Origin of the sequence: Agromyces sp. NPDC057679 (assembly GCF_042799635.1) — a bacterium.
GTDB lineage: Bacteria > Actinomycetota > Actinomycetes > Actinomycetales > Microbacteriaceae > Agromyces.
Map to the genome: position 1 here is coordinate 467941 of NZ_JBHVIK010000002.1, position 23415 is coordinate 491355.

Annotated in this window: 14 protein-coding genes; 9 read left to right on the top strand and 5 right to left on the bottom strand. The window is 71.9% G+C overall.

What is annotated here, in order from left to right:
• Positions 1 to 16 precede the first annotated feature (16 nt).
• The 7 genes from phnC to erm all read left to right on the top strand — a co-directional run bounded on the left by phnC (position 17) and on the right by erm (position 7423).
• Positions 17 to 916 (top strand): phosphonate ABC transporter ATP-binding protein, encoded by a 900-nt coding sequence (gene phnC, locus ACFVAJ_RS09110; RefSeq protein ID WP_376943310.1) that lies wholly within the window; start codon positions 17 to 19, stop codon positions 914 to 916.
• A complete protein-coding gene (gene phnE / locus ACFVAJ_RS09115) occupies positions 916 to 2667 on the top strand; it encodes a phosphonate ABC transporter, permease protein PhnE (protein WP_376943312.1) in 1752 nt (583 codons plus the stop codon). The genes phnC and phnE overlap by 1 nt, the downstream gene beginning before the upstream one ends.
• Positions 2664 to 3818, top strand: coding sequence for a TIGR03364 family FAD-dependent oxidoreductase (locus tag ACFVAJ_RS09120; protein WP_376943314.1), 1155 nt, complete (start codon positions 2664 to 2666; stop codon positions 3816 to 3818). The genes phnE and ACFVAJ_RS09120 overlap by 4 nt, the downstream gene beginning before the upstream one ends.
• 52 nt (positions 3819 to 3870) lie before the next feature.
• Complete coding sequence (locus tag ACFVAJ_RS09125; RefSeq protein WP_376943316.1) at positions 3871 to 4641, top strand: phosphonatase-like hydrolase; 771 nt, start codon at positions 3871 to 3873, stop codon at positions 4639 to 4641.
• A 7-nt stretch (positions 4642 to 4648) separates the two neighbouring features.
• Positions 4649 to 5809: a zinc-binding dehydrogenase gene (locus tag ACFVAJ_RS09130; protein ID WP_376943318.1), complete on the top strand. Its 1161-nt coding sequence runs from the start codon at positions 4649 to 4651 to the stop codon at positions 5807 to 5809.
• Positions 5810 to 5903: 94 nt separating this feature from the next.
• Positions 5904 to 6443: a hypothetical protein gene (locus ACFVAJ_RS09135; RefSeq protein ID WP_376943320.1), complete on the top strand. Its 540-nt coding sequence runs from the start codon at positions 5904 to 5906 to the stop codon at positions 6441 to 6443.
• A 170-nt stretch (positions 6444 to 6613) separates the two neighbouring features.
• Entirely contained in the window at positions 6614 to 7423 is an 810-nt protein-coding gene (gene erm / locus ACFVAJ_RS09140) for a 23S ribosomal RNA methyltransferase Erm (RefSeq protein ID WP_376943322.1), read from the top strand.
• 6 nt (positions 7424 to 7429) lie between these two features.
• On the opposite strand, the gene ACFVAJ_RS09145 is transcribed toward erm, so the two are convergent.
• Genes ACFVAJ_RS09145 through purL form a run of 4 tightly spaced genes read right to left on the bottom strand, consistent with a single transcriptional unit; the run spans position 7430 to position 10752 of the window.
• Positions 7430 to 7609 (bottom strand): hypothetical protein, encoded by a 180-nt coding sequence (locus tag ACFVAJ_RS09145; protein WP_376943324.1) that lies wholly within the window; start codon positions 7607 to 7609, stop codon positions 7430 to 7432.
• Entirely contained in the window at positions 7606 to 7875 is a 270-nt protein-coding gene (locus ACFVAJ_RS09150) for a hypothetical protein (protein WP_376943326.1), read from the bottom strand. The genes ACFVAJ_RS09145 and ACFVAJ_RS09150 overlap by 4 nt, the downstream gene beginning before the upstream one ends.
• A gap of 14 nt (positions 7876 to 7889) precedes the next feature.
• On the bottom strand, positions 7890 to 8384 hold the full coding sequence (locus tag ACFVAJ_RS09155) for an NUDIX domain-containing protein (protein ID WP_376943328.1): 495 nt from the start codon (positions 8382 to 8384) through the stop codon (positions 7890 to 7892).
• A gap of 34 nt (positions 8385 to 8418) precedes the next feature.
• Complete coding sequence (gene purL, locus ACFVAJ_RS09160; RefSeq protein ID WP_376943330.1) at positions 8419 to 10752, bottom strand: phosphoribosylformylglycinamidine synthase subunit PurL; 2334 nt, start codon at positions 10750 to 10752, stop codon at positions 8419 to 8421.
• Positions 10753 to 10905: 153 nt separating this feature from the next.
• On the opposite strand from purL, the gene ACFVAJ_RS09165 reads away from it, so the two are divergent.
• Both ACFVAJ_RS09165 and ACFVAJ_RS09170 read left to right on the top strand, forming a co-directional pair.
• Positions 10906 to 11523 (top strand): TetR/AcrR family transcriptional regulator, encoded by a 618-nt coding sequence (locus ACFVAJ_RS09165; protein ID WP_376943332.1) that lies wholly within the window; start codon positions 10906 to 10908, stop codon positions 11521 to 11523.
• A gap of 22 nt (positions 11524 to 11545) precedes the next feature.
• The gene (locus ACFVAJ_RS09170) at positions 11546 to 14017 is read left to right on the top strand and encodes a PEP/pyruvate-binding domain-containing protein (RefSeq protein ID WP_376943334.1); all 2472 of its coding nucleotides are present in this window, start codon (positions 11546 to 11548) and stop codon (positions 14015 to 14017) included.
• A gap of 52 nt (positions 14018 to 14069) precedes the next feature.
• On the opposite strand, the gene ACFVAJ_RS09175 is transcribed toward ACFVAJ_RS09170, so the two are convergent.
• Positions 14070 to 23276, bottom strand: coding sequence for a SpvB/TcaC N-terminal domain-containing protein (locus ACFVAJ_RS09175; RefSeq protein WP_376943336.1), 9207 nt, complete (start codon positions 23274 to 23276; stop codon positions 14070 to 14072).
• Positions 23277 to 23415 lie beyond the last annotated feature (139 nt).

Below are 23415 nucleotides of genomic sequence, written 5' to 3' on the forward strand. Positions count from 1 at the left end.
GGACACGAGGCCTGAGATGAACGAGACCACCCCCGCCGGCACCGACGTCGTCATCGACGTCGAGCGGCTCACGAAGGAGTTCGGCTCGACCGTCGCACTGCGGGATGCCGCGCTGCGCGTCGAGCGCGGGGAGATCGTCGTGCTGCTCGGGCTCTCGGGCTCGGGCAAGTCGACGCTCCTGCGTCACCTCGACGGCCTCGAGATCCCGACCTCCGGGTCCGTGCGCGTGCTCGGCCAGGAGGTGCCGCGCCTGGCGGGCCGGCGCCTCCGGGCCCTGCGCAGCCGTATCGGCTTCGTGTTCCAGCAGTTCGAGCTGGTGCCGTCGCTGACGGTGCTCGAGAACGTGCTCACGGGAGCGCTCGCCGAACTCCGCGGGCCTCGCCTCGGCCTCTGGAGCTACCCGCGGCGGCTGAAGCTCGCCGCGCTCGGCCACCTCGACCGGGTGGGCCTCCTCGACCGCGCGTACCAGCGCGCCGACACCCTCTCGGGCGGGCAGCAGCAGCGCGTCGCGATCGCCCGCGCCCTCATGCAGGACCCCGAGATCCTCCTCGCCGACGAGCCGGTCGCCTCGCTCGACCCCGAGTCGAGCGAGCAGGTGATGGCGCTCATCCGCGAGATCGCCATGGACGCCGGGCTCACCGTCGTCTGCAGCCTGCACCAGGTCGACCTCGCCCTCTCGTGGGGCGACCGCATCGTCGGCCTCCGCCACGGCGAGGTCGTGCTCGACACCCCGGCCGAGGGCCTCTCGAAGGCCGAGGTCATGGAGATCTACGGTCGCGTCGCGACCGCCACCGCCGAGCTCGAGGCCATCGAGCGCGAACTCGTCGACGAGCTCGGCGCTGCGGATGCCACGGCGCACGAGCCCTCCGCCGCATCCGAGCCGCTCGTGGCCGCAGGCCTGAACCGGGTGCGCTGATGTCGACCCTCGTCGCACCGTCGCGGCGGCCCGCCGAGGCATCCGACGCCCGCTCGATCGCCGAGCGCGCGCCGAAGCGCCGTCGCTCGCCCGAGCGGATCGCCGCAGCACTCACGCTCGTGGCGATCGTCGTCGCCGCGATCGTCGCGCTCGTCGACTCGGGCATCTCGATCCCGAGCATGGTCGAGAGCTGGGGCAACGCCGAGCGGTTCTTCGCCCGCGTCGGCCCCATCAGCTTCCCCGAGCCCGCGCAGCTCCTCTATCTGACCGCGCTCACCGTCGGGCTCGTGCTCTGCGGCACGTTGCTCGCCGCGGCGATCTCGGTGCCGGTCGCCTACCTCGCCGCGTCGAACACGACGCCGGGGGCGGGCTGGCAGGCGTTCGGGCGCTTCGTCACGGTGCTGACCCGTGCCATCCCCGACGTCGTGCTCGCCATGGTCTTCGTGCTCATGTTCTCGCTCGGCTCGCTGCCCGGCATCCTGGCCATCGGCATCCACTCGATCGGCATGATCTCGAAGCTCTTCGCCGACGCGATCGAGCAGATCGACGAGGGGCCGAGGCTCGCGATCCGCGCCGCCGGGGGCTCGAAGTGGCAGGAGTTCACGAGCGGGATCCTGCCGCAGGTGCTGCCGTCGTGGGTCGCGACCGTGCTGCACCGCAACGACATCAACCTGCGCGGCTCGGTCGTGCTCGGCTACGTCGGGGTCGTCGGCCTCGGCATGGAGATGTCGTTCGCGTTCAAGTCGCTGAACTACTCGCTCGGGCTCGGCATCGCCCTCGTGATGTTCGCGCTCTGCATCGTGATGGAGGTCGTGTCGAGCGTGGTCAGGTCGGCCATGCTCGGCGTGACGCCGACGGGCCGCAGCCTCGGCGCGCGGCTCGCGCGTCGGATGCGCCCCTCGCCCTCGTCGCGTGACCTCGACACGACTCCGTCCTCGGCCGCTCGGCCGGCGCTGTCGCTCGAAGCCGCGCTCCGCCGCCCATGGGATGCGGTGCGGATCCGCAACACCGTCTGGGGCTGGGTGGCGCTCGCGGTCGTCGTCGGCAGCGTGCTCGTGTGCAACATCCAGTGGGGCGACCTCGTGACCTTCTGGGCGAAGGTGCCCGCCATCGCGGTGCAGTTCTGGCCGCCGGACTTCGGCAACTACGACGCCGCGACGATGTTCGGCGCGATGGGGCAGACGATCGGCATCGCGCTCGCCGCGACGCTGCTCGCGATCGTCGTCTCGGTGTTCGTCGGCTCGCTCGCCGCGCGCAACGTCGCCCCGAACGGCGCGGTGCGCACCTCGATGCGGCTGCTGCTCGTCGTCATCCGCGGCATCCCCGAGGTGATCCTCGCGATCGTGCTCATCGTCATCACCGGGCTCGGGGCGCAGGCGGGCACCCTCGCGCTCGCGTTCGGCGGCATCGGCCTCGCCGGCAAGCTCATCGCCGACTCCTTCGAGGAGGTGAAGTCGGGCCCCGAGCGCGCGCTCCGTGCGACCGGTGCGAGCCGCTCGCAGGTGTACGCCTCGGCGACCCTGCCGCAGGGCACGCGGGCGCTCATCGGCCACAGCTTCTACCTGCTCGACACGAACATCCGGGCCGCGACCGTCCTCGGCATCGTCGGCGGCGGCGGCATCGGCTACTACCTGCTGAACGCGGGTCAGGGTTCGAACTACCAGGTCGTCACCGCGATCGTGCTCATGATCCTCGCGACGGTGCTCGTGGTCGAGGGCCTCGCGATGTGGATGCGGCGGGTGTTCCGATGAGCGGCGTCGACGTCGCCGTCGTCGGCTCGGGCGTGGTCGGGCTCGGCGCCGCGCTCGCCGCGCACCGCCGGGGCCTGCGGGTCGTCGTGCTCGAGCGCGGCAGCGAGCCGAGCGGCGCCTCGATCCGCAACTTCGGGCACCTCTGCTTCACGCCGCAGCACGGCGCCGCCCGCGAACTCGCGCTCGCCTCGCGCGAGATCTGGCTGGGCCTCGCCCGTGACGCGGGGGTCTGGCTGCGCGAGTCGGGCACGCTCGTCGCCGCTCGCCACGACGACGAGCTCGAGGTGCTCGCCGAGCTCGCCGCGCTGCGCGGCGACGACGAGGTGGTGCTGCTCGACGCGAACGACGCCGCGGCACGGATCCCGCTCGCCCCCGGCACCGCGGTCGGCGGGGCCTTCCTGCCGCGCGACCTGCAGGCGAATCCGCGGCAGGCGCTCGGCGCGATCGCCGGGTACCTCGAACGCGAGGGGGTCGAGTTCCGCCGCCGCACTGCGGTCGGCCGGGTCGGCAGCGGCCGGGTCGAGACGAGCCGCGGGCCGATCGATGCGGGCGAGATCGTCGTCGCCGTGAACCACGACCTCGACCAGCTGTTCCCCGATCTGGCCGAGGAGCGCGGGATCGTGCGCTGCGCGCTCGACATGCTGCGCGTCGACGCCGGTCTCGCCGCGCCGCTCGACGCGCCCGTGCTCACCGGCTGGTCGCTCGTGCGCTACGGCGCCTTCGCGGCGACCGAGGCCGCCCGCCGCCTTCGCGAGCGGCTGCACGCCGAGCGCCCCGACCTCGCCGCCCTCGACCTCAACCAGATGTACACCCAGCTGCCCGACGGCTCGCTCATCGTCGGCGACACCCACTTCCGGGGCGCCACGGTCGCGCCGTTCCAGAGCGAGGCCGCCTTCGAGGCGCTGCTCGCGGAGGCCGGCTCGTTCTTCGGCGTGCCGCACCCGCGCGTCATCGAGCGCTGGCAGGGCGTCTACGCGAGCGGACCGGAGGAGTTCCTCATCGAGCGCCCCGAACCCGGCGTCAACCTCGCCGCCGCGACGACCGGCATCGGCATGACCTGCGGGCTCGGGCTCGCCGAGCACGTCGTCGGCCGCGCCCTCGAGCCGCCAGAGCCGGCTCCGGCTCCGGCCCTCGTACCCGCCGACCGATGACCGCCTCCCGGTCAATCACCCGACCCCGAACCACCTCACCGAAAGGCCGATCATGACCATCGACACCGACATCTCCGCAGACGAACTGGCCGAGATCGACGAGTACGCCGAGCTCGCCGACCCCGACGACGTCGACGAGGAGGGCGAGATCGAGCTCATCGTGCTCGACATGGCCGGCACGACGGTCTCCGACGACGGCGTGGTCGAGCGGGCGTTCGCGCTCGCCGCCGAGCGCAGCGGCATCGCTGCGGGCAACGGCTTCGCCGAGGCGCTCGACTACGTGCGCGAGACGATGGGCCAGTCGAAGATCGAGGTGTTCCGCGTGCTCGCGAACGGCGACGAGGACGCCGCGCAGCACGCGAACGCCGAGTTCGAGGGTGCGTACGCCGAGCTCGTGGCGAGCGAGGGCGTCGCCGAGATCCCGGGCGCCGCACGCGTCATCGAGCGCCTGCGCGAGGCCGGGGCATCCGTCGTGCTCACGACCGGATTCTCGCCCGTCACCCGCGACGCCATTCTCGACGCGCTCGACTGGCACGGCCTCGCCGACCTCGCCCTCTCGCCGGCCGACGCCGGCCGCGGACGTCCGCACCCCGACCTCCCTCTCACGGCGCTGCTCCGCACGGAGACGAGCGCGGTCGAGGCGATGGTCGTCGTCGGCGACACGGTGAGCGACATCGAGTCGGGGACCGCGGCGGGCGCCGGGCTCGTCGTCGGGGTGCTCACCGGTGCGCACGACCGCGATGCGCTCGAAGCGGCCGGCGCCGACGCCGTCATCGAGAGCATCGCCGAGCTGCCCGGGCTGCTCGGCCTGCACGGCGAGTAGGCGCGCGATGCACACCGTGGTGCGTGTCGCCGGGCCCGACCTCATCCTCCGGCCGGCCCCCGTCGCGATGGTCTGGTACGAACCGGGGCGACCGCACGAGGCGCTCGCGGCGCCGGGGGTGCACCTCTCGCCGGGGGAGGCCCTCGTCGAGGTCGAGCTCGCGACCGTCTGCGGCTCGGACGTGCACACCGTCCGCGGCGATCGCCCTGCACCGGCGCCGCTCGTGCTCGGGCACGAGCAGGTCGGCCGGGTCGTCGCCGTCGGCGACGGGGCGGTGCGGGCCGACGGCGAACTGCTCGAGCTCGGTGACCGCGTCGTCTGGTCGGTCGCGGTGAGCTGCGGCGAGTGCGACCGCTGCCGCCGGGGCCTCAGCCAGAAGTGTCGCTCGCTCGCCAAGTACGGCCACGAGCGGGTGCACCGCGGCTGGGAGCTCTCGGGCGGCTTCGCCACCCACGTGCAGCTCAGGGCGGGTACTGCGGTGGTGCGGGTCAGCGAGGAGCTGCCCGCGCTCGTCGCCGCGCCCGCGTCGTGCGCGACCGCGACGGCGGTGGCCGCGCTCGACGCGGCCGCGGCGCACGTGCCGCTCGCGGGTGCGCCGCTGCTCGTCACCGGCGGCGGAATGATCGGCCTCAGCGTCGCCGCGATCGCGAGCCAGGCCGGCGCCGAGGTCGTCGTCTCCGATCCGGATGCCTCGCGGCGGGTGCTCGCCCGACGGTTCGGCGCGCGAGCGGTCGACCCCGCCGCGACGCCGGGCGACGGCGAGCACCTCGACACGGTGCTCGCCGAGTTCGCCGCGCAGGGACGCCCCGAGCTGCTGATCGCCGTCGAGGCCTCGGGTGCGGCGCCCGCCGTGCGCACCGCGATCGCCGCGCTCGGCGTCCGCGGGGTCGCGGTGCTCGTCGGCAGCGTCTCGCCCGGCACCGAGGTGCGGCTCGACCCCGAGACGGTCGTGCGACGCCTCGTCACCGTGACGGGGGTGCACAACTACACGCCCGATCAGCTCGCCCGCGCGGTCGCGTTCCTCGAGCGCTCCTGGCGGTCGACGCCGCTCGACGAACTCGTCGGCGCGACGCACGCGCTCGATGAGCTCGACCTCGCGCTCGCCGAGGCGGCGACGGGCGAGCACGTGCGCGTCGGGGTCGCACCGGGCCGCCGGCCGCTCCACTGAGCACGGGATTTCCGCTCGGGCGACGATCGCGGGAACATGGGGGCATGACCGCCCGCGTTCCCGCGATCGCGCCCGCCCGGCAGGGCGGTGCACGATGACGGATGCCACGGGCCCGGCCCCCGACCCGCTCGTGCGGCTCCGTGCGACGCTCGCCGACGCAGCCGCCCGCCTCGCCGCCGCGCACGCCCGTGACGAGGTGCTCGCCGAGCTCGTGCAGCCGAAAGCGGTGCTCGGCATCGCCCGGGCGGTGCGCATGGCGGACCGCGGCCGCGTCTGGCGGCTCGGCGTGCTGCTGCTCGCCCCCGACGGCGGGCTGCACGCCACCGGCCACGTCGTGCGCGCCGAACGCCCCGCACGACGCAGCGTGCTCGCGGCGAGCGTCGCCGAGCACCGGGCATGGCAGGCGGCCGCGGTGAAGGGCGGCATCGCCGAGGGCGAGACCGTCAACTTCGATGCGCCCCCGGTCGATCTCGCCGAGCTCGCGCGCGACGGGGCATCCGGGCCGGTCGTGTTCGACGGCGAGGTCGTGCGCGTGCGCTGGAACCCCCGCCAGCCGGGCGCCCTCGCCGAGCTCGACCGCTATCTCGACGACCGCGTCGGGCTGCTCGTCGACCCGCCCGCGGGCAGCAGCTGATAGCGTCGACTCTCGTGTGTAGCCAATTCGCCACGATGATGATCGCGCGGCCCCGCACCGCCTAGAGGCGGAGCGACCCGATCATCCACGTCACTCCGCCTCGGCCATGACCATGGCCGCGGTGCGATCTCGCGTACCCGGCCGACCATCTTCGGCAGCGGAGCAGACTCTTGCGCACACGCGAACACCCGTCCACCCTTCGTCCCACCTCGACCCGTCACGGCGGCCGGCAGGAGCTGGGGCAGAACTTCCTCGTCGATCGCGCCACGATCGACCGACTCGTCGGCCTCGCCGCCGCGACCCGGGGCCCGATCGTCGAGTTGGGCGCCGGCGGCGGCGCCCTCACCGATCCGCTGGCGCGCCTCGGCCGGCCGCTCACGGCGGTCGAGCTCGACCCCGGTCGCGCCGAGTCGCTGCGGCGCCGCTTCGGTGCCCGCGTCACCGTCGAACAGGCGGACGTGCTGCGCTGGCGGTATCCGAGCGCGCCGCACGTGGTCGTCGGCAACGTGCCGTTCCACCTCACGACGGCGATCCTGCGCTCGCTCCTCGAACGACCCGGCTGGACCGACGCGGTGCTGCTCACGCAGTGGGAGGTCGCCCGCCGGCGCTGCGGCGTCGGCGGCTCGAGCCTGCTCACCGCGCAGTCGGCGCCGTGGTTCGAGTTCCGGCTCGACGGGCGGGTGCCGGCGCGGGCCTTCCGGCCGGTGCCGGCGGTCGACGGCGGGCTGTTCAGCGTGCAGCGCCGGGCGACCCCGCTCGTGGCGCCGGCCGAGCGGCGCGGCTATTGCGGATTCGTCGCGGCGGTGTTCCGCGGACGCGGACGCGGCATGGCGCAGATCCTCATCAGGACCCCGCGGCCCATGAGCAGGGCCCAGGCGTGCTCGTGGCTCGCGCGGCGCGGCCTCGCCCGCGACGTGCTGCCCGGCCGGCTCACCGCCGAGGACTGGGCCTCGCTCTGGCAGGAGGTGCGGCGGCGCTGAACGGGCTCAGCGGCGCCAGTCGCGCCGATCGTCGTCGTCGGCCGGCGGGCGCAGGCGGAACGCCTCGCGCATGCGCTCGCCGGGCGGCGCCTTGATCGCCCGGATCACGACGCCGATGAGGATGATGACGGCGAAGAACGCCAGCGCGCCGCCCAGGAGGATGCCGTAGAAGGCGAAGTCGTTCATCTCGTGTGCTTCCTGTCGTTCGTCGACCGCCGGCCGTGCTCCTGCTCCTGGACGGACTCGATGATCGAGTCCTGCAGGCCGCGCTGGCCGGTGTGCAGCTCCTGGTAGGTCTCGCCCGCGCCTGCCAGCGGCCCGAAAGCCTCGCGCATCCGATGGCCGCTGGGCGCGCGGACGGCGCGCACGACCATGCCGACCACGAGGGCGACCGCGAACAGCGCGATCGCGCCGCCCATGATCAAGCCGGGGACTCCGAGTGCATCGACCATGTCGTCGCCGGGGCTCAGAATCCGAAGAGCGTGACCGGCTCGAGGCGCTCGTCGCGCAGCGCCTCGAGCACACGTAGCTCGTGCGGCACGACGGGCTCGGGCAGCGCGTCGAGCGGGAACCACTCGAGCGCCGCCGCCTTCTGCGTCTCGAGGAGCCGCGGCTCGCCCGTCCACTCGCCGACCTCGAAGAACACGTCGAAGCGCTGCTCGATCGGGCGGCCGCTGCCGTCGGTGCGGTGCATGAGCGTCAGCAGCCCGAGCGCGTCGGCCGAGACCTCGACGCCGAGCTCTTCGGACGCCTCGCGCGCCGCGCCCGCGAGCAGCGACTCACCGGCCTCGACGTGGCCGGCCGCGCCGAACGCCCAGTGCTCGTCGTAGTAGCCGGTGCCGCGGCGCAGCTGCAGCAGCACCTCGTCGCCGCGGCGCAGCAGCACGTACGCCGCCGGCACGACCGTGAAACGTCCGTGGGTCGACGCGTAGGCGTCGGTGTACCGCTCGGTCTCGGTCATGTGGCCTCGATGCGCTTCGCTGCTCGACCGCCGGTCAGTACCCGACGACCGGCCCGAACGCGTCGGCGAGCGGGGCGCGGTTGACGGTGCGGAGCTCGTCGATCGAGACGGTGAACGCGTCCTGCACCTCGAGGGTGCCGGAGGCGGCGTCGGTCACGCCGATGCGGCGGACCGGGTAGCCCCGGCCCTCGCACAGCCCGCGGAACTTGACGTCGTCTTCACGGGGGACCGTGACGATGACCCGGCCGGTCGACTCGCTGAACAGCGCGGTCGCGAGGTCGATGCCGGCGTCGGCGACGACCTCGCCGAGGAACACGCGGGCGCCGACGCCGAAGCGCGACACCGCCTCGGAGAGGGCGATCGCGAGACCGCCGTCGGAGAGGTCGTGCGCCGAGTCGATGAGACCCTCGATCGCCGCCGCGTTGAGCAGCTCGGCGAGCGTCTTCTCGGCGGCGAGGTCGACGGCCGGCGGGCGACCGCCGAGGTGGCCGTGCACGACGCCGGCCCAGGCGGAGCCGTCGAGCTCGGCCGCGGTGTCGCCGAGCAGGTAGATGTTGTGGCCCTCGTCCTGCCATCCGCTCGGGATGCGGCGGGCGACGTCGTCGATCACGCCGAGCACGGCGATGACGGGCGTCGGGTGGATCGGGACGTCACCGGTCTGGTTGTAGAAGCTGACGTTGCCGCCCGTGACGGGGATGCCGAGCTCGAGGCATCCGTCGCTGAGCCCCTCGACGGTCTCGGAGAACTGCCACATGACCTCGGGGTTCTCGGGCGAGCCGAAGTTCAGGCAGTCGCTGACGCCCATCGGCACGGCGCCGGTGACGGCGACGTTGCGGTACGCCTCGGCGAGCGCGAGCTTCGCGCCCTGGCGCGGGTCGAGCTGCGAGTAGCGGCCGTTCGCGTCGGTCGCGACCGAGACGCCGAGACCCGACTCCTCGTCGACGCGCACCATGCCGGCGTCGTCGGGGTAGCTGAGGGCGGTGTTGCCGAGCACGTAGTTGTCGTACTGGTTGGTCACCCACGCGGCATCCGCCTGGTTCGCCGAGCCGACGAGCTTCAGGAACTGCTCGCGGATCTCGTCGGGCGTCGCCGGACGGTCGAGCTTCGCGGCCGTGTCGGCCTGCAGCGCGTCGATCCAGGTCGGGTAGGCGACGGGGCGCTCGTAGACCGGGCCGTCGACGGCGACGGTGCGCGGGTCGACGTTCACGATCTCCTGGCCGTGCCACATGATCGAGAGGCGGCCGGTGTCGGTGACCTCGCCGAGCACGCTCGTCTCGACGTCCCACTTCTCGACGACCTTCAGGAAGCCCTCGAGCTTTTCGGGCTTCACGATCGCCATCATGCGCTCCTGGCTCTCCGACATGAGGATCTCCTCAGGGGTGAGCGTGGGGTCGCGGAGCAGCACGTCGTCGAGCACGATCGACATGCCGCCGTCGCCGTTCGACGCGAGCTCGGAGGTGGCGCACGAGATGCCGGCGGCGCCCAGGTCTTGAATGCCCTCGACGAGGTCGTTCTGGAAGAGCTCGAGGCAGCACTCGATGAGCACCTTCTCGGCGAAGGGGTCGCCGACCTGCACCGCGGGGCGCTTCGTCGGGCCGCCCTCGGCGAAGGTGTCGGACGCGAGGATCGACGCACCGCCGATGCCGTCGCCGCCCGTGCGGGCGCCGAAGAGCACGACCTTGTTGCCGGCGCCCTTGGCATTGGCGAGGTGCAGGTCTTCGTGGCGGAGCACGCCGACCGCGAGCGCGTTGACGAGCGGGTTCGCCTGGTAGACGCCGTCGAACCAGGTCTCGCCGCCGATGTTCGGCAGGCCGAGGCAGTTGCCGTAGAAGCTGATGCCGCTCACCACGCCGTGCACGACGCGCGCGGTGTCGGGGTGGGAGATGTCGCCGAAGCGCAGCGCGTCCATGACGGCGACCGGGCGGGCGCCCATCGAGATGATGTCGCGCACGATGCCGCCGACGCCGGTCGCGGCGCCCTGGAACGGCTCGATGTACGAGGGGTGGTTGTGCGACTCGATCTTGAAGGTGACGGCCCAGCCCTCACCGATGTCGAGCACGCCGGCGTTCTCGCCCATGCCGACCATGAGGTGCTTCTTCATGTCGGGCGTGACCTTCTTGCCGAACTGCTTCAGGTAGATCTTCGACGACTTGTACGAGCAGTGCTCGCTCCACATGACGGAGTACATCGCGAGCTCGGCGCTCGTGGGGCGGCGGCCCAGGATGTTGCGGATGCGCTCGTACTCGTCGGGCTTCAGGCCCAGCGCGGCGTACGGCTGCTCCTTCTCGGGAGTCGTGGCCGCGACCTCGACGGTGTCGAGCACCGGGGTCGTCGGTGCAGCGATGTTTGCGGGGGTGTTGATGGTCACGAGTGGCGAGCTCCAGAAGACGGCGGCGAGGCGGATGCCGCGGGGCGAATGCCTGACCGTGTCAGTCTACCGGCCCTGCTCAGGTGAGCAGCTCTTGTGAGCAATGCTCAATTATGGCAGACTTCGTGCCAAGAGAGCATGAAGGTGGGCGAAATGGCCAGAACCGTGTCTCATCAGATCGCCGATCCCACGCTGCGCGATCGCCAGCGGGATCTCACCCGTCGCGTCATCACCGATGCGCTCGCGGCCGTGGTCGTGCGCGACGGCGTCGCCGAGCTCTCGATGCAGGCGGTCGCCGATGAGGCGGGATGCTCCCTCCGCACGCTCTACCGGCACTTCGGGAGCCGGGAGGACCTCCTCGCCGGGCTCGAGGCGGAGACCGGAGCGTTCCTCCAAGCGTGCTTCGACCGCGCGCTGTCGGCCGGCGGCCGGGACCTCGCGCGCGTGCTGGAGGATCTCGCGCTCCAGCTGGGCGGGCGCCGAGAGCTGGTGCTCGCGTGGGCGGCCTCCTCGCCCGACTCCGCGCTTCGCGGCACGCTGCACGGGCGCGTCGGCGAGCTGATCGACGACGCCGTCGACCGCGTCGCCCCCGAACTCGCCCCCGACGAGCATGCGCGCGTCGCCGCCGCGTTCCGACTGATCGCATCGGGGCGCGCCTGGCTGCTGCTCACCGATCAGCTCTCCGACGAGGACGCCTCGACGACGGCCGGATGGATCGTCCGGACGCTGCTCGCGGAACTCGCCCGTGGAGGCCGCCCGAACCCCGATTGATGCACACACGACGGAGGATGCCATGCACACCACAGTGTCGGCGCTCATCCCGCTCGACGAGGCCGCCCGCCTGCCGGTCGAACTCATCGGCGGCAAGGCGCTCCGGCTCGCGAAGCTGCGCGCGAACGGGCGAGTCGTCCCCGACGGGTTCGTCCTCTCGGCCGCGGTCCACGACCGGGCGACCCGTTCGCCGGGCGCTGTGCCGCGGCTTCCCGACGAGCTCCGTGAGCCCTTCGCCGCGGCCTGCGACCGCCTCGGGTACCCGATCGTCGTGAGATCGTCCGCGGTCGCGGAGGACCTCGCCGAGGCCTCCTTCGCCGGACAGTTCGAGTCCGTGCTGCACGTGGCGAGCGCCGACGACGCGATCGCCGCGGTCGAACGCTGCTGGCGTTCCGCGACGAGCGGGCATCTCGTCGCGTACCGACGCGCGCGCCGCACGGGGGACGGCCAGCTCGCCCTGCTCGTGCAGCGGCAGCTCTCGCCCGCCTCGGCGGGGGTGGCGTTCGGGCGGGACCCGGTCACCGGCGACGACCGCGTCGTGATCGAGGCCGTGGCGGGCCTCGCCGACCGCCTGCTCGACGGTGCGGCCTCGCCGGAGGGATGGGCCGTCGAGCGCGACTCCGCCGTCCGCCGGACCCGCGCCACCGGACCAGTGGTGCTCCAGGAGCCCGAGGTGCTGCGGATCGCCGAACTGGTCCGGCAGCTCGCCGAGGTCTTCGAGGCTCCGCAGGACGTCGAGTGGGCGTTCGCGGGCGGCGAGCTGCACGTGCTGCAGAGTCGACCGATCACCACGCTGCCCGCGCCCGAGGCCGCCGCCGCACCGGCGCCCGTCCCTGCGACGTGGTTGCGTGATTCGCTGCACTGGCCGGATCGGCTCTCGCCCTTCGGGGTCGGGATCTGGGCGGGCACCATGCGCGCGGGGCTCGGCCGCGCAGCCGATCTCTTCGGGCTCCTCATCGCGACGGCCGAGGTGCACGTCGTCGATCACCGCGTCTACGCGGAGGTGCTGCCGTTCGGCGGTCCCTCCAAGCTGCCCCCGCCACCCGACTGGCTGCTTCCCCTGCTCATCCGGGCAGTCCCGTCGCTCCGCACGCGCATCGCCCGCTCGGTCGAGGCGGTCCGGGGCGATGCGGCGGGCGAGGTGCTCGAGCGATGGGTCGAGCGGGACGCCCCTCGCCTCACGTCGGAGCTGCAGCGGCGGCGTGCGGTCGACCTCTCCCCGCTCGGCCTCGGGGAGCTGTTCGAACGGCTCGACGAGACGAGGGAGTTCTTCGACGAGACGCTCGCGGAGCACTTCGCGGTGGTGTTCGCGCTGTCGCAGGTGATGGGCGAGTACGTCTTCCTGGCGCGCGACCTGCTGGGCTGGGAGCCGGCCCGGGCCCTGTTCGAGCTCCAGGCAGGTTCGTCGGCCTCCACGGATGCGGCGGTCGCGCTCGACGGACTGGCGGAGTTGGCCGTCGATGCCGAGTCGCCGACGGTCGATCGGCGCCACCCGGACCTCTCTGCGATGATCGCCGAAGATACCGGGTTCGCCGAGGCGTTCGAGCGCTACCTCGAGCGCTACGGGGAGAGGATGCTCGGCCTCGACCCGATGGACCGGACCCTCGCCGAGGCGCCGGAATCGCTCGGGCCGGCGTTCGAAGCGGCAGTCGGGCGCGTTCGGGCTCGTCTCGGTGCAGATGCCGTCCGAACGCCGTCGCCGCGTCCGACCGGGGACCCCTCGCCGCTCGAGGGCCTCGCGCTCGATGAGGCGTCCGAGCAGGACCGGCACCGCTGGCGGCACGCGGTCGCCCGCGCTGCGCGGTTCTACGGGGCCCGCGACGAGAGCGAGCTGCTCGGATTCAACGAGCCGCTCGGATTGATCCGGCGCATCGCCGTCGAGCTCGGCGCGCGTCTCGCCGCGCAGGGCGGACTCGAGTGCGCCGAGGACTGCTTCATGCTGACACCCGGTGAACTCCGGGAAGCGGCAGGCGGCGGAGACCGTCTCCGGCGTGTGGCCTCCGAGCGCAGGCGCGCGTTCGACGAGGCGGCGCTCCTCCCCGACCGACCCGAGGTCGGGGCGCTCGCTCCGCCGCCGAACCTCCGAGCGCTGCCGGCCGAAGCGCGGTTCGCGAACGAAGCCCTCATCTGGTACCTCGGCTCGATCACAGGCCAGGCGCGAAGCACGGCGCCGGCCGATGCGCTCGCCGGTGGCACGCCGGCCTCCGCCGGACGAGCGCGCGGCCCCGTCCGGATCGTGCACGGGCCGGACGACTTCCACCTGATCCGCCAGGGCGACGTCCTCGTGTGCCCGACCACCGCACCCTCCTGGAGTCCGATCCTCGGACAGGTTGCGGCGGTCGTCGCCGACCATGGCGGGGTCCTCTCGCATCCGGCGATCATCGCGCGAGAGTTCGGCATCCCGGCGATCGTCGGCACCGGGGACGGCACATCGAGGCTGCAGGACGGAGAGGTCGTGCTCGTGGACGGGACCGAAGGCACGGTACGTCGCTGAGCGCTCGACGACCGCACGCCGGGTCGTCCGGCGCAGAGGTGTGCTCCCGGCCTCAGCTCCCCGTCGAGTTCGTCCCCGCCGGCTGCGTGCCGCTCTTCGACGGCGGGGTCGGCAGCGGCTTCTTCGTCTGGCCGCCCGACTGCGCCTTGGTGGGCGGGGTCGGCAGCGGTTTGGGCGCCGCCTTCGCCGTACCGCCGGCGCCGCCGGACGTGGCCGAGGCGTTCGAGGGCTGGCTGCTGTTGACCGAGGGGGTGCCGCCCGAGGTCGCGTTGGCGCCGCCGCCCGGCGAGGCGGCCGTCGTCGCGGCCGTGTCGCCGCCGAACTTCGCCCGCTTGCCGTACGGGGCGCCGAGCTTCACCGTGCCCTCCGCCGGGTCGATGTCGATGAGCGGGTTCGGCTCGCCGATCTCGGCCGTGTCCTGCCACTTCTTCGCGGCATCCCGGTCCATGCCGACGCCGAGCCGCACGAACGCCTTCGGGAGGTGGTTCGCCTTGCCGGCATCCATCGCCTGGCCCAGCGGACCGAGCCCCGCGAATCCCGACATCTTCGCCGCCGCGTCGCTCTTGTCCCACGCCGCCCGCACGATGTCGTTGGCCTTCGCGATCGTGAACAGGGCGCCGCTCGGATCGTCGTACCTGATCGCGTTCGACCCCGCGTAGGCGTACGAGGCCTGCAACTCGGGCGAACCGACGAGGCTGAACGGGTCGCTGAGGGCCGGATCGACCGTCAGGAACATCTCGCGCCTCGCGTCGTACCAGCGCTCGCCGAAGTCCATGAGGCTGCGCCGCTCGTCGGTGTAGGCGCCCGCGTACTGGTACGGCGTGCGGTACACCGTCGAGTGCTCGTCGATCCACACCTCTCCGGTCGGGAAGTACTCCTGGTGCTGGAACGTCTGCCCCGTCGCGTCGGTGACGACGTTGGTGCTGCCTTGCAGGTCCTTGTGCACGAAGTACCGCTGGCCCTCGGGCGAGTACGGGTCGTCGCCTGGGTCCCGCTGCTGGGCGATCAGCTCGTCGTCGACCCAGATCTGCTTCATGAGCTCGTTGCCGTTGCGCACCGTGACCCACGGGTTGATGAACGCCGACTCGCCGTTCGGGCCGCGCTCGATGACCCTGCGGCCCTCATCGTCGTAGGCGTACTCGGTGGTCTGGCCGTACTCATCGACGAGCACCATGCGCCCGGCCCAGTCCCAGGTGATCTCGCGGGCGATCTTCGCCTTCTTGCCGGTGCCGCTCACGATCTGGATGAGCTCGCCGTCGGCGTCGTAGTGGAACGTGTCCTGACCCTGCGTGCTCACCTGGTGCGGGCCGTCGGCCGAGTAGGTGCGGTTGAACGAGTACGAGGTGTCGGACTGCACCTTGCTGCCGAGCTTGTCGACCTGCGACTTCGTCACGACGTTGCCGTCGCCGTCGAAGCCGAGGTCGAAGGCGAAGGTGCGGGTGTTCTTCCACACCTTCGCGGTGCCGGCGGCGTGCACGAGCCGGTCGTACGGGTCGTAGTCGTACGTCATCGACACGGGGCTGCCGAACAGGTTCGACACGGTCGCCGGCACGTTGTTCGTCGCGGTCTTCGGGTTGCCGACCTTGTCGTAGGTGTAGCTCTGGTCCTGCACCTCGGTGTACTGCGCCGGGTTGCCCTTGAGCGGGCGGTTCGCCGAGACGGTGCGCACGTTCTCGAGCCATCGCGTCTCGTCGTCGTAGCTCCACGTCGTCGTCGCACCGTTGCCGTAGTCGATCGCGGCGGGCACGAGGAACTCGTCGTAGCGGCGGTCGTTCACGTAGTCGTAGTGCCACGTCGTCGGCTCGTCGGTGAACGTCGGGTTGCCGTCGGCGTCGAGCACGGGATCGCCGTTCGCGTCGAGCACGGGCACCCGCTTGAGGCCCGGCTCGTCGCCCACGACCGACTTCGTGAGACCGCCGGCGTCGTAGTCGTAGGTCAGCACCTCGCCGTCGGGGTAGGTCATCGTCGTGACTCGGCTCAGGCCGTCGTAGACCCATTCGGTCGTCCACTGGAACCGTGAGTCGCCCGGCACCCAGTTGTGCAGCTTGATCTCACTGAGCTGGCTCGTGGTGTTGCCGAGCGCGTCGTAGCCCAGCGTGACCACTCGCGCGGCGTCGTCGATCTGCACGATGCGCCCGGCGCCGTTGTCGGGCGCTCCCGCGGTGCCGTACGTGTAGGTCACGTCGGGGGTGTCCTCGGGGTAGACGATCTTCACGAGGTTCTGCAGCTCGTAGTGGTAGGTGGTCTCGACCTCCTCCTCGCGGAGCGTCCCCGAGACCTCCTTGATCACCTTGCCCTCGGTGTCGTACCACGTCTCGACGAGGCCGCCGTCGGGGGTGTCGGTGCTGAGCTTGTTGCCGACGCCGTCGTAGGTATGGGTGGTCTCGTCGCCGGCGATGTCGACGACCCGCAGCAGCTGGCCGAGCGGGTCGTACTCGTACGTCGCGGTCTTGGGGGCGAGCAGGTCGGTCGGGTTCGGGGTGACCGGGTCGAGCGGCTGGTCGTCCATCCGCACCTCGTTGCCGCTGATGTCGGTGAACGTCGTCGTCACCCGGCCCCGCGGGTCGGTGCTCGCGGCCTTCATCACGGATGCCGCGTGGCCGGCGACCTGGGCCTGGCCGAAGCCGTACGCCGTGGTCGTCGTGCGTGCGCCCGGTTCCGTCTGCCGGGTCTCCTGGTCGAGCAGGTTGAACTCGCGCACCGTCTTCGTCGACGCGGGCGACGTGGCGGTCGCGTAGGCGGTCTGGGCGACCGTGTCGAACGTCGGCCGGTACGTCTCGACCTCGTGGCCGAAGACGTCGTAGACGACGGCGCCGCTCACGACGCGGCCGTCGGCCGGCACGCCCTGGGCGTCGACGACCCTGGCGTCGCGCTTCTGCTGCGTGATGCGCCCGATGCCGTCGGCGAACTGCACCGTCTCGATCGGGTCGTCGTTGAACACGTCGGCGTGCCGTGCGATCGCGTAGCCGTAGCCCGCCGCGTCGGGGTGGTACTCGAACGTCACGGCATCCGCCTGCAGCGGGTTGCCGATCGAGGCGAGCCGCGCGAGGTCGTCGTAGGCGTACGAGGTCGTGTTGTCGTTCGCGTCGGTGCGGCTCGCGACCTTGCCCGACCGCCAGTCGAATGTCGCGGTCGAGGTGAGGCCGGTGCGCAGCGGCACCGGATCGGTGTCGGCCTCGTAGTCGAGGAAGACGTCCACCTCGTCCTGGCTGTCGAAGTCGTACTCGCTCACCTGGGCGATGTTCGCGTGGCCGACGTTCGTGTCGTACACGTACTCCACGGCGTAGCGCACGCCGCCCTCGCCCTCGGGGTAGACGATCCGGTTGTAACTGCCCCACGAGTCGTACTGCAGCTCGGTGATCGCGGTCTCGTCGTCGCTGATGCGTTCCTCGAGATGGGTGACCGACTGGTTGTCGCAGACGGCGTCGCGACCGTCGCGCTGCCGCAGGACGTCGCCGTTCGCGTCGGTCACGGTGATGACCGCCGGCACGCTCACCCAGGTCGGGCAGACGTCGGGGGAGAAGATCGGCGAGGCCTGCTCGTCGCTCGGCATCGGGTAGTACGGGGTGTCGCCGAAGCAGCCGAGTCCGGCGTCGTAGTCGCCCTGGTCGTCGAGCTCGACCTCGGAGGCCGAGATACGGCAGTCGGCGTAGTCGATGACGGTGCGCACGTCGTCGCCGTCGGTCTCGAGCTCGCCCTCGTCGAGCTGCTCGAGCACGTTGCCGAGGCCGTCGTAGCTGAAGCTCGTGCTGGTCTCGTTGCCGACCGTCGTGCCGTCGGCGGCGAAGTAGCGCTCCTCGCTGTCGACCACGAGGGGCGCGTACGACCAGGTGAGCGAGTCGGTGCCGGTCAGTGCGGGGATCGCCGTGTCGACGTCGACGAGCTCGGCCTCGGCGAGCGGGTCGAACCCGGCCGCCACGCCCTGCACGTCGCGGATGCCCCAGTCGAGCGTCGCGGCTCGCAGCCTCTTGTCGCTCACCGCGTCGCTGACGGTCATCGAGGTCTGCAGGCCGGCCACGAACACGTCGTCGTTGAGGTACTCGGTCTCGGTGGTGCGCTTCGCGACGCCCTGCTCGTCGAGTTCGTCTTCGGTGACCTTGCCGAAGCCGAGCGACTGGCGGAACAGTCGGTCGAACCGCAGCTCGTCGTACGAGAACGTCGAGGTCGAGACATCCGCGCCGTCGCCCGGCCGCCCGTCGTCGACGGCGACGCGGCTGAGCGCCCAGGCCGAGCCGGGGTGCTCGACGGTGTTGCCGTAGCGCTCGTAGTCGAGGTCGACGGTGCCGCCGAGCGGGTTCGTGAACGACGAGAGCAGGTTGGTGCGGCCCGTCGTGTTGCGCTGCACGCGCACCTCGTGGTCGTCGGTCGAGGCGAGCGAGTCGACGAAGCCGTCGCCGTCGATGTCCTCGAGCGTGACCTCCGAGAAGCTCACCGAGTTCTGGTACGAGGCGCCGGGGTTGATGACGAGGTAGCAGGCGACGAGGCACAGCGGCCCCGCGTAGACGGTGAAGTCGACGCCCCCGCCCATGCCCTGCGAGCGGTCGTACGACACCTGCGGCGCGGCGCCGAGGTCGGCGACGCCGACGCCCGCGGCCCTGGCGAAGTCGCCGAAGTCGACCGCGGGGGCGAGGCCCGAACCGGTGCCGAACTCGACGGTGGGCTGCTCGCCGGCCGACGGCTTGTGCAGGCGATCGGGGATGCCGTCGCCGTTCACGTCGACCCAGGCGAACCGCGCCATGTCGTAGTTCCAGTTGAACGAGAGGCCGCCCGAGAACTCGCCCCAGGGAGTGGCGAAGCCCGCCGAGGCGTGCCCGCCGATCGACTCCTGGGTGTTGAACCCGCCCGTGGCGAGCGGCAGCTCCGCCTCGGCGAACGAGTAGCCCAGGTTGTAGCGCACGAAGACGCCGCTGGGGTTCGTGTACACCACGTCGGGCAGGCCGTCGCCGTTGACGTCGGCGAGCTCCTGCGACATCTGCGCCCCGTCGCCGCCGCTCGTCGGGATGTCGGACATCGCGTCGGGCGGTCCGTAGTCGGCCGAGAGCGGCCCGCCGGAGGGGCCGGACTCGTTCGGGTTGGTGAACGAGGTGTCGAACCCGCCCCCGATGCTGATGCCGAAGCCGGCGCCGAGGCCGGGATCGCTGTCGGCGGCCTTGCCGCCCTTGGAGGCCGCATTGCCCTGCGTGGTGTTCGTCTTGCCCTTGTTGTTCGCGGCGATGTCGACGAGGCCGGCGTCGAGGCCGCCGGACGCGTTCACCGTGAAGTCCTGGTTGACCAGTCCCTTCCTCGGACCCGGGTCGTCGACGGTCTTGTGGAAGATCCCGCGCTGGCTCGTGTACTGCACGTTGCCGGGGGTGATGACGTCGGGGTAGCCGTCGCCGTTGAGGTCCTCGTAGTCGACGAGGCTCCAGCTCGGGCCGACGCCGACCGATCCGCCGAACGGGCCGAAGCCGAAGGCGAGCGAGAGGCTCGGGCCGGTGACCGAGATGCGGGTCACGCCGCTGCTCGACCCGCCTTCGTCGATGCCGAGCGAGACCGTGTCGCTCGACAGGCGCGACGAGCGCATCCGCTCCGCCGAGGCCGCGAGGTTGTCGCGCGTGCCCCGCCACTGCGGAGCGTCGAGCGCCTTGGACTCGGCGCCGAGCGCGTCGGGGTCGAGGAGCGGCAGGAACGCGTAGGACGGGTCGATGTCGGGCTCCGCCTCGCACTCGGTCACCGGGCCGGTGCAGAGGTCCTCGAATCCGTCGGCGGGCTCGGCAGACTGGGCGGCCGCCTCGTCGATCACGAACGCGTCCTCGTCGATGGGGGTGGTCGCCGTCTCGCCGCTCGCTGTATAGCCGGCGACGCCCCAGCCCCGATACGCGAGCGGGAAGATGCCCTGCCAGCCGGTCCAGGTGCGGACGACCGGCGGAGTCACCTCCTCGGGGACGACCTCGTCGGTGCGCAGTGTCACCGAGAACTCGTCGGCCGAGAGCGCGTCGGCGAGCGCCGGCTCGCGCACGCTGAGCTCGAACCAGTACTCCTCGCCGTCGACGAGTTCGAACGTCTGGTCGGGCGGTGTCGCGGTCGGGTCGGTGAGGTCGACCGTGGTCTGGTCGACCGAGGCGCCGAGCGTCAGCTGCTTCTTCCAGACGAGGCCGTCCCGGCTCTTGATGCTCAGCACGACGTCGCGGTTCGGCAGCTCGTCGGCGATCGGCGACAGCGTGGCGTGCTCGATCCGGAGCTCGCCGTAGTCCTCCGTGTCGTCGGCCGTCCACGGCACGAGCGCCTCGGCGGTCGAGCGGTTCGGGTACTGCTCGATCTCGGGCGCGAGCTCGACGCGCTTCGTGTCGGTGAGCACCCCGTCGATCTCCTGCTGCACCTCGATCGGGTCGCCGTTCTCGTCCGTCGCCGCGGTGTAGTGGATCGCCGGGTTCCACGAGATCGCGGTGAGGTCGATCGACGAGTCGACGCCGAGGTGCGCGTGCACAGTGTCGGTCTCCGGCTGGTCGCCGGCGACGTCGGGGTCGGCCGCGACCGGACCCGACACCACGACCTCCGCGGCGAACGCGATGGTGCCGACGAAGTCGGCGGGGATCACGCCGTCGGTGATCGTGATGTCGGCGCCGCCGCCGTCGGGCGTGCCGACCGCATCGGGGATCGCCACGGGGAGCACCGTCTCGGGGTCGGCGTCGGTGCGGTCGACGACGAGCGTCAGCTCGTCGCTCGTCACCCTCGACTTCACGACCGTCGCGGTGAAGCGCACGGTGCCGTCGTAGGGCATCACGACCCGGGTGTTCGGGCGGCCGGCGAGCGTGAAGTCGTCGGCGATCGAGTAGATCGTCTGCGAGAGGCCGTTGACGTCGAGCGGCACCTCGGTCGTGCCGTCGGGCACCGGGTCGACCGAGCCCTCGTCGACGACCGCGTCGCCGCCGATCCCGGTGTAGGTGACGGTCGGCGACCACGCCACCTCGTCGTGCGCGCCGTCGTCGATCGAGCCGACCCGGAAGTAGACGCGGTCGCCCGCCTGCACCACGAGCTCGGTCGGCGCATCGAACGCGACCGACTCGTCGTCGGGGGTGGCCGGGTCGTCCGCGACGAGGGTCTCCGGGATCTCGCTCGCCTCGTTCAGCTGGATCGCCACGCGAACGCCGTCGTCGCTCGTCGCGGCCTCGGGGGAGTCGAGCACCGCGGAGCCCTCGATCGAGACGGTGCCGTCGAACGGGGCGATCCAGCGCCGGACCGTGTCGATCGGCGGCGAAGCCGCCTGCAGCCGCTGCTGCAGGGCGTCGAGTTCGGCGCTGTCGACCTGGGGCGCCGGCCCGCCCGTCGCCAGCGGCACCGGCGTGCCCGTGCTACCGGCCTCGAAGGTCGGCACCCCGTTCGTCAGGCGATTGAAGTAGACCGATCCCTCGTGCACGAGGTCGGGCAGACCGTCGGCGTTGACGTCGGTGAAGTAGACGTCGCCCCACGCGACCGCGCCGCCGACGCCGAACGAGGCGGTCACGACGATGTGCGATTCGACGGCGACCTGCAGCTGGAACTCGTGGTCGCGCGAGAGCCCTTTGCCGGAGAGCGTCGTGAGCGCCACCGGATCGCTGAACTCCTGCTGGCCGCGGGGCCCGCCGAGGTTGAGCCGGTACGACACGGTCGACGAGGTCGCCTGCCCGTCCTCCTTGAAGACCTTGTCGGGCAGGCCGTCGCCGTTGAGGTCGATGAACTCCTCGATGCCGTCGGTCTGGCCGCCGCCGATCTGGATCGATGCGCCGAACGAGCCGACCTTCTGCGGAATGGCGGGGTTGAAGCCGATGTACGCGTGGCCCTCGGCCGAGTTCGACTCGGCGCCGCCGAGGGCACCGGCCGTCACGTTCTCGTCGAGGAACGCGCGGTCGCCCATGTCGTCGTTCGCACCGGTCTCACCCGTGCTCCAGGTCGGGTCGGTCGCGAACCCGGTGTATCCGGCGTTCGAGTACTGCACGTCGTTGAAGTACTCGAAGGTGTGGCTGACCGCGGCCGACGTGCCGGCGCCCTGCGTCACCGTCGACAGCAGCGTCTTGCCGAACGGCCCGGTCTCGTAGCCGAGGTCGTAGCGCGTCGCGAGCTGGTCGTAGACGCGCCCGCCGTCGACCTCGAGTTCGCCGTACCAGACCTCGACGCTCGCCAGCCGCTCGGCGAGCAGGTCGAGGTAGCGGCCGGTGCCGTCGAGCGTCGAATCGGCGCGCAGGCGGTAGTGCTCGCCCGTCTCCGACGCGGGGTCGACGTGCTCGGTCTGCCGGACGAAGCGGATCTCGTAGGGCGGCTGCTCGTGGTAGCCCTCGACGGGGTGGTTCTCGTCGGAGGCCTCGGCGGCCTCGGTGTAGAAGATGCTCCGCAGGTAGGTGTGGCGGGCGCACAGGGTGTCGCCGTCGTCGTCGCACGAGGCATCCGGAACCCAGCCGCCGTCGACCGAGGCGTCGTACCGGTATCGCAGCGTGTCGTAGTCGTAGCGGAACATGTTGACGCCGACGTCGCGCTGCGCCGAGAGCAGCCACTTGACGATGTTGCCGTCGTCGTCCTTCACGATCGACTCGGGGTCGAGCGCGCCGACGTTCGGCCCCGGCTCGACGAAGCCGCGGGTGACCCCGAGCGGGCCGCCCATCGGGCCGCCGGCATCGGGCTTCGCGCCGTACCAGCGGATGCCGCCCATCTTGTCGCGGACCTCCCACCAGTAGTTCTTCGGGCTGTCGCCGTGGCGGATGATCTGCTCGTACTCGGTCTCGACCTGCCGGGTGAAGTCCTGCCGGTCGGCGATGCGGTCCTGCCAGGCGTCGCCGAGCGCGTTCGGCACGAGCATCGCCCCGTCGAGCGAGTACGACTCCGACTCCTTCGCGGGGTCGAAGTACGGCACGCCGTAGCTCGTGTCGACCTCGACGGTACCGACGCCGAGGTCCCAGCCGAGGCCGGCCCAGCTCGACTCGGTCGCCGAGGTGTAGTCGAGCGAGAGCTCCGGGGTCATCCCGCGCCCCTGCGGCACGATCAGCGGGTACGACAGCTGCGCGCTGCCGTCGTTGGATGCCTCGGGCGCGTCGATGAGCGAGAGCCCCTCGGCGGGGTCGGCGTACTGCAGCCCGTCGAACGAGCCGTCGCCGAGGTCGTCCGGCGTGAGCATCGGTTCGCGGGCGAGCGGTTCACCCGGGCGGGCGCCCCCGCCGAGTCCCCCCGTGGCGGCGAACGCCCCGGTCGCCAGGAGGCCCAGGACGGCGATCGCCGCCGCCGTCTTCACCGTTGCACGCTTCGCAGACATCGCCGTCCTCCGTCGTCAACCGCCGTCGGCCCTGCGCGGGTGACGCGACGGGCCAATGACTACTCGACCCCACAACTGGAGGCGTGTCCTGAAGGAATCCTTCAACTACCCTTCAAGCAGCGTCGTCGACGCGCGGCGT

Excerpts from the sequence above, each read along its gene's own strand:
- ACFVAJ_RS09145 (WP_376943324.1), bottom strand. The coding sequence starts at position 7,609 with ATGAACGACTTCGCCTTCTACGGCATCCTCCTGGGCGGCGCGCTGGCG.
- ACFVAJ_RS09130 (WP_376943318.1), top strand. The coding sequence starts at position 4,649 with ATGCACACCGTGGTGCGTGTCGCCGGGCCCGACCTCATCCTCCGGCCG.
- phnE (WP_376943312.1), top strand. The coding sequence starts at position 916 with ATGTCGACCCTCGTCGCACCGTCGCGGCGGCCCGCCGAGGCATCCGAC.
- ACFVAJ_RS09165 (WP_376943332.1), top strand. The coding sequence starts at position 10,906 with ATGGCCAGAACCGTGTCTCATCAGATCGCCGATCCCACGCTGCGCGAT.
- ACFVAJ_RS09155 (WP_376943328.1), bottom strand. The coding sequence starts at position 8,384 with ATGACCGAGACCGAGCGGTACACCGACGCCTACGCGTCGACCCACGGA.
- ACFVAJ_RS09120 (WP_376943314.1), top strand. The coding sequence starts at position 2,664 with ATGAGCGGCGTCGACGTCGCCGTCGTCGGCTCGGGCGTGGTCGGGCTC.
- phnC (WP_376943310.1), top strand. The coding sequence starts at position 17 with ATGAACGAGACCACCCCCGCCGGCACCGACGTCGTCATCGACGTCGAG.
- ACFVAJ_RS09135 (WP_376943320.1), top strand. The coding sequence starts at position 5,904 with ATGACGGATGCCACGGGCCCGGCCCCCGACCCGCTCGTGCGGCTCCGT.
- ACFVAJ_RS09150 (WP_376943326.1), bottom strand. The coding sequence starts at position 7,875 with ATGGTCGATGCACTCGGAGTCCCCGGCTTGATCATGGGCGGCGCGATC.
- ACFVAJ_RS09170 (WP_376943334.1), top strand. The coding sequence starts at position 11,546 with ATGCACACCACAGTGTCGGCGCTCATCCCGCTCGACGAGGCCGCCCGC.
- ACFVAJ_RS09175 (WP_376943336.1), bottom strand. The coding sequence starts at position 23,276 with ATGTCTGCGAAGCGTGCAACGGTGAAGACGGCGGCGGCGATCGCCGTC.
- ACFVAJ_RS09125 (WP_376943316.1), top strand. The coding sequence starts at position 3,871 with ATGACCATCGACACCGACATCTCCGCAGACGAACTGGCCGAGATCGAC.